This is a genomic window from Psychrobacter sp. GW64-MNA-CIBAN-0177 (assembly GCF_040309585.1).
GTDB classification, from domain to species: Bacteria; Pseudomonadota; Gammaproteobacteria; order Pseudomonadales; family Moraxellaceae; genus Psychrobacter; species Psychrobacter okhotskensis.
The window spans coordinates 1-13905 of the sequence record NZ_JBEOOY010000020.1; the positions used below are offsets into that span (position 1 = coordinate 1).

Genomic DNA, 13905 nt, shown 5'->3' on the forward strand with positions numbered 1-13905 from the left:
TGTAAAAGAGCCAGAAAAGATGAGATTACAAGCTGCTTAATTGGGCTTGATGGTGACAACTACCTTGAAAAACTCCGCTATTTATTGATTCCTATGACTGGGTCATGGTGCCCAATATCTATGGCATGAGTCAGTTTGCCGATGGTGGTCTTATGGCGACTAAGCCGTATATCAGTGGTAGTAATTATATTAATAAAATGAGTGATTATCCCGTCAAATCCAAAGGCGAGACATTAGAATGGGCGGCGATATGGGATGGCTTGTTTTGGCGCTTTATGCATGTCCATCGTGACTTTTTTGAAAAGAATCCGCGTATTGGTATGCTACTATCGATGTGGGATAAGATGGATAAAGCTCAACAAAAAGAGCATCTAAAAAATGCTAATGATTTCTTAAAAAAACTTGATAAAGAAGCTTAAGCTAGTATCTATAAAATAACACTTGCAATAAAAAATAAAGTATAAAACTATAAAGGATATTTATGTTTACCGAATTCAAAGCCAGCGGCGCCTCAAGTACCAATAAAATTCCAACGCCAAAGATCATCTTTTTTGATATTGATGATACGCTAAGTCGTGCAGGAATTATCGCAGAACACAATCAAGCCACTTTAGAAACCTTAGCCGACAGCGATGTTAAATTAGTCATCTCCACAGGTCGCTCAAAAGCCATATTACCGCCTGACATTTTAGCGTTACTTGAAGCCGATGTCCTCGACGCTATCATCTGTATGAATGGTCAATATAGCTTTGATAACCATAGCAGAATCAGTCACTATCCATTATCAGATATGCAAACGGCTAAAATCGTAACGCTGTGCCAAGCCAGTCAACTTATTCATAAATTCGATTCTGCGACGCATATCGCGTGGTCAGATGAAAACGATCGTCTGCGAGAGTTTAATGCGCGGACGCCGAACTCAATCGTTGATCCCTGTTATTACCAAAGTAATGAAGTCTATCAGTGCTCGGTATTTTTTAATAATCAGGTCGATAAAATGCAAGATATCGATTTTGCCTCGGATGGATTGAAATTAGTGCATTGGCATCATATCGGCGCGGATATTTTACCGAGTGACGCCTCAAAAGCGCGTGGCATTCTCGATGTTTGTGAATATTATGGCATCGACGCTAGCGACTGCATGGCGTTTGGCGATGGCATGAATGATTTGGAGATGTTTGATTTGGTAGGCTTTGCCGTAGCGATGGGTGACGCGCAACCGGATTTGATTGCGCGTGCAGATTTTGTCACAGGCACGATTGAAGAGCGTGGTATTCAGTCGGTGCTTGAGCGTTTGGATCTAAGCTAAGCCTTATACAGTTTCAATTTCATAGTTATCTAAACTAACAATAGTAAGATGTTGCATAATACTGTATTTCAAAATTATTAAAGTCTCTGACTATTTTTATTGAAAGCTTTATTAAAAAATACTTACCTTTAATTTTGCTCTTCGTACGGAAATGGAAAGTACTGGCTGCACTCATCTTTATAACAACCAAAGCTATACTTAGAACCATCGCTGCATTCTACATAGCCATAAGCACCAGCATTTAAAGTAATCTCACAAATATTATTATGTATTTTGATATCTTTGAATGTCATATCACAAGTGGTTATAGAGTTCATGATATAAATATCTCTATCAGACTCTTGTGTGACCAATGATAAGATATACTTTAAATCTTTGTGGGTTAGCGACCATAAAATACCATTGTCTGTTACATCGCCTTTAATCGAGGTATCTGCATCAACACATACCGTCTCATAGACTTTATTGTTTTGCCCTTCTTCTTGGCAGGCAGTTGTATATATAGCTATAAATAGTATAACGACAACTTTATAGATATTTTTTGAGGCGATCATAAATGACTTCTCTTCACTAACATTTTTATCAGGCCACTTTTTATTCATTTCTAGATTGAAAGTTTTTAGTCCTAATTACGTACTAAATAATGAACAACGCAAGCAACCATTTTTAATCTGTTATATTGTTAACTTGCTTATTTAGCCACTTTTTTTCAAACATGACTAGGGGCTGTATAGGTTGAAATTTTAACCCGAAAAGAAAGACTCAACCCTTCGCTGCAATCAATCCATAAACCCAACCACCAATTTTATAAAACCCGACCATAATCAAAACAAGTACCACTGCCGCCAATATATAAGCCAGCCAGTTGGGCACACTACTCAACCAGCCAATCGTAAATGCCAAACCCATATAGGTCTCAACTGGCCAATTAATAATAGCGGTCGGTGAGCCAGCGTTAAACAGCGTCATAAAGGCGACGATACCAAGCACAGCCGTGATTATTGCAGCACGTTTACGATTATTCATCTCATTCCTCTTCTTAATTCAATCAAGTTGCTTATCAAGTGATTCATCTTTTAATTTTGAAAACCTATACATTTTTTAGTGTCTTAATCTATGCCACTAACCGCTTAAAGCATTGTTGATTCATCGTTGAGGCCTCGTTAAGGCATCGTCAAACCACCATCCACAGCAATGGATTGACCAGTAATAGCCGCACTCAAATCCGATGCCATGAGCAATACAGCATTGGCAAAGTCATCCACTGAGGTTGCTTGACGTAACGGTGTGGTGCTGGCGATATAATCAAATACCTCTTCAGTTGTTGAGCGGCTGGCATCCGTGGTTTTAAGCAAGCCACCTGCTAACAAATTCACGCGGATACCATGTTGACCAAGCTCAGCGGCTAAATTACGCGTCAGTCCAATCAACGCCGATTTGGCAGTCGTATAGTCGTAATAAGTGACCACAGGATTATAAACAAGGTTGGTTGAGATATTGATAATCTTGCCCATTTTTTGCGTTTTCATTTGTGGTAGTACTGCTTGTACGGTATTAACTGCGCCTTTGACGATGCCATCCATTTGCTGGGAGAAGTGCGCCCATTTAACGGTTTCAATACTGGTATAGTCGGCACTAGGATTAAATTGGTAGCTTGGCAAGGCGTTATTGACCACTATGTCAATGCGCCCGTAGCGCGCAACGACCGCCTTTGCCAGCGCTTGTACTTGCTCAAGTTCAGTAACATCAGCTTGATAAGCAAATGCTTGCCCGCCAGCAGCGACGATGTCGGCAACGACTGCCTCAGCAGCCTCTTTACTATTGAGATAATTGACACAAATGCTTGCCCCTGCCGCTGCCATTTGCTGGGCAATTTGTGCGCCTAGTCCACGACTGGCACCAGTGACGATGCCGACTTTCTCAGGCAATAACGCCGGTATAACAGTGTTATTCTGGGTCATGATGTTGCATCCTTTATTATTATGGTATGGTTGGTCTATTCACGTTATTGAAAATACGGTATAAAAATAAACCAGCTCATCATAGCATGATTGCTTCCTTTGATTGCTTTACCTAGGCTGGGCTATTCTGACACTGCCTTCGACTTGTAAGGCATTGCCTATCGTAATATCTATTCGCGATTGCCCTTTAAATTACTGGGTATAATAACCATAACAGGGCAACTATCGGTGCTGAGCCTGTAATCATTAGCCGCCTTTATTTATTTTTATCGATTTGCCTTACCTTTATCTAGGAGAGATATTTTGACTCATTTATCATCGCCCCATGCCACTGCCAACACAGCGGCGCGTAACGGTCGTTTAGTACCAAAAGCCTTATTAGCCATGGCAGTCGGCCTAGCACTGGCCAGCTGTAGCAACGCTGACAATGCCGCTGATGGCAACGCTACTGCTAGCAATGAGACGCTAAATCTGTATAACTGGTCAGAGTACATGCCGCAAGAGATTTTGGATGGCTTTGAAGAAGAGACGGGCATTTCGGTCAATTACACCACCTTTGACTCTAACGAAGCCATGTACGCCAAGCTCAAACTACTCGATGATTCTAGTCAGTATGACTTAGCGATTCCATCGACGTATTATGTCGAAAAAATGGCCAAAGAAGGGCTATTGCAAGAGCTTGATAAATCTAAACTGAGTAACTTTAAAAACCTCGATACCTCATTTACCAATACCAAGGTTGACCCTGAGAACAAATACTCAATTCCTTATATGTGGGGCAGCACTGGTTTGGCCATCAATGGCGATTCGGTCGATCCTGCGACGGTCAATAGCTGGAACGATCTGTGGAAACCTGAGTATAAAGGTCAAGTGATGCTGACCAATGATGTACGCGAAGTGTTTGGTATGGCGCTCCTCACCCTTGGCTATTCGGGTAACAGCAGCAATCCTGACGAGATCAAAGCCGCTTATGACAAGCTCACTACCTTGATGCCAAACGTCAAAACCTTTAACTCAGATGCGACACGCATGCCTTATATCGAAGGCGAAACGTCACTCGGTATGACGTGGAATGGCGAAGCCGTCATGGCCAATGACGAAGGCTTGACCAGCTTGATCTATAAGTACCCAAGCGAGGGCGCGATACTCTGGATGGACAACTTTATCATTCCGAAGAACGCCAAGCAGGTGGATGCCGCGCACAAATTTATCGACTACCTACTGCGTCCTGAGAACGCCAAGATTGTCAGTGAAGAGATTGGCTATGCCTCGCCGAACTTGGCAGCGCGTGAGCTGATGGAGGAAAGCGTGCGTAATAACCCAACCATTTATCCTAGCAAAGAGGTGTTGGCCAAAGCTGAATTCCAAGAAGACGTCGGTGATGAAGCCCTGCAAGTGTACCAGCAGTATTGGGATAAGCTAAAAACGGGTCGTTAATACAGAAGGCTAGAAAAACACGCCCTAAAAATATTGTTTAAGTAAAAACGCTGACTTGTGAGAGTCAGCGTTTTTATTTGTTTTCTTCATAAATGTAAATCTGTCTCGCTGCCTTTATGCTCAATACGGCGCTGTTCACGGCGCTGATAACGCAGGCCAGAAGCAGCAAACCATTGCGGCTTGGTCTTTTGTAATAAATCACTTAATCGCTGCAACTGTACTTGCAGAGTTTGGGTCAACCAAAAATAGCCCTGCCACTCAAAACCTAAATTCTGCACGCTCGGATACTCTGATACCGCGATGCGAGTAATGGGGCGAAATACCTCATCGTTTGGGCTACGTAATACCGCAGCCATATGCTGCATTGCCTGCGTTAATTCGTGCTGATAATGGATAAGCAAAATATGATTTTCATCGTCAATCTCGATATTTGCCAAGCGCGGTGCGGCACTTAACAGCAAATCAATGGTACCGATAATATTACGATGGGTACGCTGAATGGTTTCTAGCGTTTCTTTATCAATGCCCGATTCACTGGCAGTCGCTGCGATATGCGGACGCACGGCAAGCAAGCGCTTATTAATCTTTTGTAACGCCTTCACCAAGGCTTTATTGACGGGTGTATCCGGTATAGAACTGCTCGATGGATAAATAATACTGGCTGAACTGGTCGCCTTACTATATTTAAACGGCTTGGGTACTAGTACATCGGCATCAATATGATTGCCCACTCCTGCATACAAATTGCTGCACGTCTCAAGATTGCTGGCCAACAAAAACCGCCACATCAACGTCGACTTCAGCGGTAAAATTAATGTTGCTGCGACCGCCACCCCTGCGCCAAGCAAAATATTAAACGCGCGATATAAGCCATCTTGGGCAATACTGCTGTGGTCAGGACTCGATACAATCATCAGCATGGTAATGCCTGTTAGCAGCCCAATATAACCCAATTGCTTGACTGCCACATAACCGATTATGCCACTGATAATGCCAATCAGCCCATAATACAACCACAGCCAACCACCGATATCTTTAATCAACCATAAGAAGCTAAGCCCGACCAACACTCCAAGCAAAGTACCCAATATCCGCTCTTTAGCCTTGGTATAAATCGCGCCCTGATATTGCAACAAACCCAAAATTACAAACACGGTAATGGTCGTCCACTCGCCATGTGGCAAGTGCGTAAACTCATTTAACAACAGTGCAATAAGTACGGCCACACCCAAACGTATGGCATGCAAAATATCCGCATGCTGGTAGCGGGCATAAGGCTCTACAAACGGTGCCGTAAATCGTTGCCAAAAAGTCGGTTTCACGCAGGGTATCTCTTATAATAAAGGAATAAAAAGGTGGTTAAATCCTAGCTACTGGCTTAACCACGAATAAAGCGATGGTCAAAAAATAACGCCTTTTACCTATTAAAAGATAAAAGACGTCAAAGGTCAAAACATGCTAGCACATAACGACAAAAAAACATCCGAAGAAGATAGCATTTGGCTATTGATAACACTAAGAGACGCTGACAAGTAGTTGCAAGTGGGTGTCAGTATCTCTGTTACTTACAAGTGTAAGTCTGACTCGCCACCCTGCTCTTTCATTCTACGCTGCTCGCGCCTTTGATAGCGCAGACCAGAAGCAGCATACCACTGCGGTTTGGTCACTTGTAGCAGATCACTTAGCTGTCGCAGTTGGGTTTGCAACGTTTGCGTCAGCCAAAAATAGCCCTGCCACTCAAACGTTGCAGTCTGTACGCTAGGATATTCTGATAGCGCAATACGCGTAATCGGTCGAAAGGTTTGATCGCTTGGACTGCGTAGTACTGCTGCGATATGCTGCATGGCTTGTGTCAACTCGTGCTGATAGTGAATCAGTAGCGTATGGTTTTCATCATCGATATCGATATTCGCCAAGCGCGGCGCCGCACTGAGCAATAAATCGATGGTACCGATGATATTGCGGTGGGTACGCTGAATCGTTTCTATGGTTTCTTTATCAATGCCAGACTCGCTTGCAGTCGCAGCGATATGGGGCCGTACTGCGAGTAGTCGCTTGTTTATTTGCTGCAGCGATTTTATCAACGCTTTATTGACAGGCATGTCTGGAGTAGCGCTACTTTGAGGATAAGTTGGGCTAGCTGAGCTTGTCGCCTTAGTATAAACAATCGACTTAGGAGCCACTATTTCAGCATCGATATGATGTCCGACACCAGCATAAAGAGTGCTACAGGCCTCCAAATTATTTGCCAATAAAAAGCGCCACATCAAGGTAGATTTGAGAGGCAAGATCACTGTCACCATGACTGCGATACCCGTACCGATTAAGATATTGAGTGCGCGATAGACGCCATCTTGCGCTATGTTAATTTGATTTAAGTTAGAGACGATCATTAGCATAGTAATGCCAGTCAGTAATCCGGTATAGCCTAGCCGCCTAACCGAAAAATAACCAATAACCCCACTGCTGATTCCAATCAGCAAGTATTCTACCCCTAACCAAGCACCCGTCCCTTTATTAAACCATAAGATCGCAAATGCCACGACAATACCCAAAACTGTACCCAGTACTCGCTCTTTGGCCTTAGTATAAATAGCGCCTTGATACTGTAGCAATCCTAAAATAATAAAGACGGTGATCGTCGTCCATTCTCCGTGCGGAAAACGGCTTATTTGATTGGCTAACAGCGCAAGTACAATAGCTGCACCTATACGTATGGCATGCAAGATATCAGCGTGCTGATAGCGCGCATAAGGCTCAATAAATGGTGCGATAAAGCGTTGCCAAATTTTTGGTTTCACGCACAGGTACTCTTATTAATTGAAGAATATATAATCAGTAAAAAGTAATATCGAACCATCACGCAGTGCTGATATCGATTTTTCTTGCTACTCTAATTTTCGTGAATGGCATTAGACGTAAAAGACTAAGCGTTACTTAGACATTAGCAGCATAACCAGCTATCAAAAAAAACGTCTTTTGCCTGTTAAAAGGTAAAAGACGTTTGAGAACAAAGCAAAGCAATCAGTCACTGGATGTAAATCAAACCCATTAAACCTCTAAGAAGTCCAAAATACCTTCAGCGGCTTCACGCCCTTCCCAAATGGCGGTTACGACCAAATCAGAACCACGTACCATATCGCCACCAGCGAAGATTTTGGGGTTTTTGGTTTGGAATTTAAAGGTTTGCTTTTCGAGAGCCAAAACACGGCCAGAGCTGTCCATCGCCACTTGCTGTGACTCGAACCAATCGGCAGGACTAGGGCGGAAGCCAAAGGCCATAATCACTGCATCACAAGGGATAATCTCTTCAGAATTTACAATTGGCTCTGGACGCTGACGACCACGGTTGTCAGGTGCGCCTAAATGGGTGGTCACGACTTTTACGCCTTTGACCTTACCATTTAAGCCAATGATTTCGGTTGGCTGACGATTAAATAAGAACTCAACACCTTCCTCGCGGGCATTGACTACTTCGCGGCGCGAGCCTGGCATATTTTCTTCATCACGGCGATAAGCGCAGACGACTTGCTCAGCGCCTTGGCGGATACTGGTGCGATTGCAATCCATTGCTGTATCACCGCCACCGAGCACCACCACTCTTTTGCCTTTAAAATCGATATACTCTTCGGGATTTTTTTCCCAATCGTTACAACGGTTCACGTTGGCAATCAGGTAATCTAGCGCATCATAGACACCGTCTAACTCCTCGCCAGCGAAGCCGCCACGCATATAAGTGTAAGTGCCCATACCCATAAACACCGCATCGTACTCGCCTAATAGCTCATCGATACTAACGTCGGTACCGATTTCTGTCTCTAGACGAAACTCGATACCCATGTCTTCAAAGATGACCCGGCGATTGCGCATGACGTCTTTTTCCATCTTAAACTCTGGAATACCAAAGGTTAATAAGCCGCCGATTTCAGGACGTTTGTCAAAGACAACTGGTTTAACGCCATTTCTCACCAAGATATCTGCACAGCCCAAACCTGCAGGTCCTGCTCCAATGATAGCGACTTTTTTGTCCGTCCAAACCACGTCAGACATATCAGGTCGCCAGCCAAGCGCAAAGGCGGTATCGTTAATATACTTCTCAACATTACCAATAGTGACCGCGCCAAAGCCATCGTTCAGGGTACAAGCGCCTTCACATAGGCGATCTTGGGGACAGACACGGCCGCAAACCTCAGGCAAAGTATTGGTACGGTGGCACAACTCAGCAGCTTGGAATATCTGCCCTTCGGCGGCCAATTTGAGCCAGTTAGGAATGTAATTGTGTACAGGACACTTCCACTCGCAGTACGGGTTACCACACTCAAGACAGCGATGTGACTGCTGCGCCACTGGCTCACTCTCGAATGGTTTATAAATCTCGACAAACTCCGTTGAACGGGTGGCGATGTCTTTTTTAGTCGGCTCAAGCCGAGGCACATCTAAAAACTGAAAACTATTTTCTAAGCGTTTTGCCATGGTGTTATCTCTTTTATAGTGGGTGATAACAGCCAATACCTGCAGCCTCAATGAGGCAAATTTACGGATAAGGGCTGTCATTTACCTGCTCAAAACCTATGAGTTAAGATGCTCGTAAACCTATTACTGACTGAGCTACTGTGGGTCAGCCATCGTGGTCTTAAGCAAGCTTGCAATGTTTGCCGCTTTTGGCTTCACCAAGTAAAACTTGCGCACGTAATGCTCAAAGTCAGCCAAAATAGTCTGACCCCACGCGCTACCAGTTTTATCCACATGAGTCTCAAGCACTTGTTGTAAGTGAATACGATGACCTTCCGTCTGCTCGCTTGAGATACGGTTTAAGTCAATCAATTCATGATTACAACGATCAAAGAAGTCCCCTTCCATATCGAGCACATAAGCGAAGCCGCCCGTCATACCCGCGCCGAAGTTAAGACCAGTACGACCAAGAATAGTCATGATGCCGCCCGTCATATACTCACAGCAATGATCACCCGTGCCTTCGATGACCGCATGCGCGCCAGAGTTGCGCACCCCGAAGCGCTCGCCTGCTGTGCCCGCTGCGTACAACTTACCACCGGTTGCGCCATATAGACAGGTATTGCCGATAATAGCGGTATCTTGCGCGGTAAAGCTAGAGTCTTTGGGTGGATAAATGACAATCTCGCCACCTGCCATGCCTTTGCCCACATAGTCATTGGCATCGCCTTCTAGCTCAATATGTAAGCCACCAGCATTCCAGACGCCCAAACTCTGCCCAGCAGTACCAGTCAGATGCAGTTTGATTGGCTTCTCATTCATGCCCAGATTGCCCCATACTTGCGCAATCTCACCTGAGATACGTGCGCCAATGGAACGATCACAGTTACCGACGTAATAGCTATAATCGCCGCCATTACCTTGACGAATATTGAGCAGCATATCGCTAATCATTTGCTCCGCAAGCAAGCCTTTATCAAACGGCTCATTACGTTCTACCTGACAAGTCTGCGCTTTGCCGCTACTGGCTGGATGGCTAAATAACAGCGGCGACAAATCTAAATGACGCTGCTTATCGGTATTACCCTCTAGCACATCAAGCAAGTCTGTACGTCCGACCAACTCCTCCATGCTACGCACACCCAATGCAGCAAGCCACTCACGCGTTTCGGTGGCGACAAACTTAAAGAAGTTAATCAGCATTTCTGCTTCGCCAATGAAATGCTCGTCACGCAGTTGGGCTTTTTGGGTGGCAACGCCCGTCGGACAGTTATTGAGATGGCAAATACGTAAATACTTACAACCAACAGCAATCATCGGCGTCGTACCAAAGCCAAAGCTTTCGGCACCAAGGATAGCGGCTTTAACCACATCAAGACCAGTTTTTAGACCACCATCGGTCTGGATACGTACTTTGTCGCGCAAGCCATTGACGCGTAATGACTGATGGGTCTCGGCAAGACCCAATTCCCACGGCGAGCCAGCATGGTGAATAGAGGACAACGGTGACGCTGCCGTACCGCCATCATACCCTGAGATCGTGATCAAGTCGGCATAAGCTTTTGCCACACCAGTAGCAATAGTACCAACGCCCGGACGTGAGACCAACTTGACCGAAACCAAGGCGTCTGGATTGACTTGTTTTAAGTCAAAAATGAGCTGTGCCAAATCTTCGATAGAATAAATATCATGATGCGGCGGCGGTGATATGAGCGTTACCCCCGGCACAGAATAGCGCAGACGAGCAATCAAAGCATTGACCTTACCGCCCGGCAACTGACCACCTTCACCCGGCTTGGCGCCCTGCGCGACTTTAATCTGCATGACTTCTGCTGAGCGTAAATACGCTGGGGTCACACCAAAACGACCCGAGGCGACTTGCTTAATTTTTGAGTTACGTAAGGTACCATAACGTACAGGATCTTCGCCGCCCTCACCAGAATTTGAGCGCCCACCAATGGTGTTCATTGCCATCGCGATGGCTTCATGAGCTTCAGGAGACAACGCCCCTAACGACATACCAGCCGAATCAAAACGGGTTAAAATTTTGGAGATATCTTCGACTTCATTAACATCGATCGGGTTGTCCGTCTTCAACTGCAATAAGTCACGCAAGGTGGCAACCGGACGACTATTGACCAAATCGGCATAATGACGATAATTGTCATAATCACCCGTACGTACAGCGGTATGCAGGCTATTAATCACATCTGGATTAAAGGCATGATATTCTTTATTAAAGACAAACTTCAATAAACCACCTTGATCCAGTGGCGCACGACGTTTAAAGGCATTGGCGGCTAGCTGTGCTTGATCAGCAGCCAAGTCTGCAAAGGTAGCGCCTTTAATACGGCTTTGTACGCCTTTAAAACACAAGCTCACGACTTCTTCAGAGAGACCAACGGCTTCAAATAACTGTGCACCGCGATAAGAGACAATGGTAGAAATACCCATTTTTGATAAGATTTTTAGCAAACCTTTATCTAAGCCCTTACGGAAATTAACCCGCGCTTGAATCGGATCGCCCAATAGCTCACCGGTTGCAACCAAATCATCAATGACATCATAAGCCAAATATGGATAAACACAGGTCGCGCCAAAGCCAATCAATACTGCTATTTGATGCGAATCGCGCGCGAGACCCGTCTCAATGATTAAATTGGCATCAGTACGAATACCTTGACCAATGAGGTAATGATGCACCGCACCCGTTACCATAATGGCATTGGCCGGTACTTTTTCCGCATCGATGTCTTTATCAGACAACACAATCAACGTCTGCCCTGCCCGAATGCTGCTGGCCACTTGCTCACAGATAGCAGTGATGGCCGCTGATAGCTCTAGGGTGCGATCATAGTTTAGGTCAATACGGGCAACCTTAAACGCTGGATCATCCAAAGTTTCAAGCTGCTGCATTTTGCTAGCGGACAATACAGGCGACGATAAGATAATACGGTGTGCATCTCGCGCAGATGGCGCAAACACATTGGTTTCAGCGCCCAAGCAAGTCTGTAGCGACATGACGATCGACTCACGCAGTGGATCAATCGGTGGATTGGTCACCTGAGCAAACTGCTGACGGAAAAAGTCCCCGACATGGCGAATCTGCTGTGACAGTACTGCCATGGGCGTATCATCACCCATCGAACCGACTGGCTCTTGCGCATTTTCGGCATTAGGCCGAATGATTTCTGTGCGCTCTTCATTGGTAATGTGATACATTTTTTGCAGCGCTTTTAGCTTATCACCGCGGCAAGCTTGTGCTGCCAACTCTTCTTCTAAGCGCTCATCATCGCGGATACGAGTGGCTTCTTCGCGTAACCATTTACGATAGGGATGGGCTTTTTTCAATAAGGTCGCAATCGCTTTGGTATCTAAGATTTGACCAGTTAAAGTATCAATGACTAGCATCTGACCTGGTCCTACCCGACCTTTTGCCAGTACATCCTTTGGCGCATAGTCCCAAACGCCTACTTCTGACGCCACAGTGATATAGCCATTTTTAGTCGTCACCCAACGTGAGGGGCGTAGACCATTACGGTCAAGCATACAGACAGCATAGCGTCCATCTTGAATCACAAGACCTGCTGGCCCATCCCATGCTTCCATATGCTGCGAGTAAAACTCGTAAAACGCCCGCAAGTCCATATCCATGCTATCGACATTTTGCCATGCTGGTGGCACTAGAATAGACATCGCATGGAACAGATTCATGCCACCAGACATAAGCACTTCAAGCATGTTGTCTAAGCTTGACGAATCAGAGCCCGTGCTATTAACCAGCGGTGTTAGCTCATTCAGATTGGGTAATTTAGCAGATTTTAATTTTGGTGTGCGTGCCTCAGACCAGTTACGGTTACCGGTAATGGTGTTTAATTCGCCATTGTGCGCAAGATAGCGAAACGGCTGTGCCAATGGCCAGCGTGGTAGCGTATTGGTTGAAAAACGTTGATGAAATACCACAATATGTGATGCCAAACGTTGATCTTGGAGATCTAGAAAAAACGCTGGTAGATCTGATGGCATCACCAGACCTTTATAAATAATAGTCTGACAGTTCAGCGAACAAACATAAAACAGCTCGTCATCGACCAGACGTTGCTCTGCTTTTTTACGCGCGACAAACAGCTTACGGTTAAAATCATCCGCATCTAAATTATCAGGCGCATTGACAAACACTTGCTTAAAGTCTGGCAAGGTCTCACGACCAATCTCACCAACGATACTCAAATCAAGTGGCACATCACGCCAGCCAGCAACCTCTAAGCCTTCAGCGATAATCTCTTCGGCGAGTACCTGCTGGCTGTGCTGTGCTTTGGTCTCATCTAAATTGACGAACACCATACCCACAGCAAAGTTATCCGTCACTGTTAACTGTTGCTCGCTAGCAATGTCTTTAAAAAAAGCGGTCGGCGTTGCCAGTAGCAAGCCACAACCATCACCCGTCTTGCCGTCAGCAGCAACACCACCGCGATGGGTCATACAGCTGAGACTATGAATAGCCGTTTTTACCAAATCATGACTGGCTTGTCCCTCAATATGAGCAATCAAACCAAAGCCACAGTTATCAGAAAAGTCATCCGGCGTGGCCAAATGCGTATGGGAAGAAATCATTGACATAGCTTGTCCTTTTAAGTAAACGGGCAGCTTATATATCCAATGCGGAACATAAACTGGTGACCGCAGGCAGAACGGGCTGGTAGGTAAATATTCGTATATCCGAATTAATAAATGACGTGCAGCTCA

The 13905-nt window shown here is 45.2% G+C and carries 10 protein-coding genes; 3 read left to right on the forward strand and 7 right to left on the reverse strand.

Annotated elements, in window-relative coordinates; translation table 11 throughout:
• Window positions 1-104: 104 nt before the first annotated feature.
• Window positions 105-419, forward strand: a complete 315-nt coding sequence (locus tag AAEY79_RS11370) for a hypothetical protein (protein ID WP_350588493.1) — start codon at window positions 105-107, stop codon at window positions 417-419.
• A gap of 62 nt (window positions 420-481) precedes the next feature.
• The gene (locus AAEY79_RS11375; protein ID WP_350642957.1) at window positions 482-1309 is read left to right on the forward strand and encodes a Cof-type HAD-IIB family hydrolase; all 828 of its coding nucleotides are present in this window, start codon (window positions 482-484) and stop codon (window positions 1307-1309) included.
• Between the two features lie 128 nt (window positions 1310-1437).
• On the opposite strand, the gene AAEY79_RS11380 is transcribed toward AAEY79_RS11375, so the two are convergent.
• The 3 genes from AAEY79_RS11380 to AAEY79_RS11390 all read right to left on the reverse strand — a co-directional run bounded on the left by AAEY79_RS11380 (window position 1438) and on the right by AAEY79_RS11390 (window position 3270).
• Window positions 1438-1863: a hypothetical protein gene (locus AAEY79_RS11380; RefSeq protein WP_156915617.1), complete on the reverse strand. Its 426-nt coding sequence runs from the start codon at window positions 1861-1863 to the stop codon at window positions 1438-1440.
• A 208-nt stretch (window positions 1864-2071) separates the two neighbouring features.
• Window positions 2072-2335 carry a hypothetical protein gene (locus AAEY79_RS11385; RefSeq protein WP_201565561.1) on the reverse strand — a complete coding sequence of 88 codons (264 nt, stop codon included), beginning with the start codon at window positions 2333-2335 and terminating at the stop codon, window positions 2072-2074.
• Window positions 2336-2472: 137 nt separating this feature from the next.
• Window positions 2473-3270 (reverse strand): 3-oxoacyl-ACP reductase, encoded by a 798-nt coding sequence (locus tag AAEY79_RS11390; RefSeq protein ID WP_101212200.1) that lies wholly within the window; start codon window positions 3268-3270, stop codon window positions 2473-2475.
• Window positions 3271-3573: 303 nt separating this feature from the next.
• Between AAEY79_RS11390 and AAEY79_RS11395 the strand changes: the two genes are divergently transcribed.
• Window positions 3574-4707 (forward strand): extracellular solute-binding protein, encoded by a 1134-nt coding sequence (locus AAEY79_RS11395; protein WP_352288412.1) that lies wholly within the window; start codon window positions 3574-3576, stop codon window positions 4705-4707.
• A gap of 86 nt (window positions 4708-4793) precedes the next feature.
• Here the strand turns inward: AAEY79_RS11395 and AAEY79_RS11400 are convergent, their stop codons facing one another.
• From AAEY79_RS11400 to gltB, 4 genes are all read right to left on the reverse strand, one after another.
• Window positions 4794-6029, reverse strand: coding sequence for an FUSC family protein (locus tag AAEY79_RS11400; RefSeq protein ID WP_025652261.1), 1236 nt, complete (start codon window positions 6027-6029; stop codon window positions 4794-4796).
• A 243-nt stretch (window positions 6030-6272) separates the two neighbouring features.
• The gene (locus tag AAEY79_RS11405; protein WP_352288415.1) at window positions 6273-7508 is read right to left on the reverse strand and encodes an FUSC family protein; all 1236 of its coding nucleotides are present in this window, start codon (window positions 7506-7508) and stop codon (window positions 6273-6275) included.
• A gap of 250 nt (window positions 7509-7758) precedes the next feature.
• On the reverse strand, window positions 7759-9180 hold the full coding sequence (locus AAEY79_RS11410) for a glutamate synthase subunit beta (protein WP_025652259.1): 1422 nt from the start codon (window positions 9178-9180) through the stop codon (window positions 7759-7761).
• Window positions 9181-9315: 135 nt separating this feature from the next.
• Window positions 9316-13779 carry a glutamate synthase large subunit gene (gltB, locus tag AAEY79_RS11415; RefSeq protein ID WP_101212197.1) on the reverse strand — a complete coding sequence of 1488 codons (4464 nt, stop codon included), beginning with the start codon at window positions 13777-13779 and terminating at the stop codon, window positions 9316-9318.
• Between the last annotated feature and the right edge of the window lie 126 nt (window positions 13780-13905).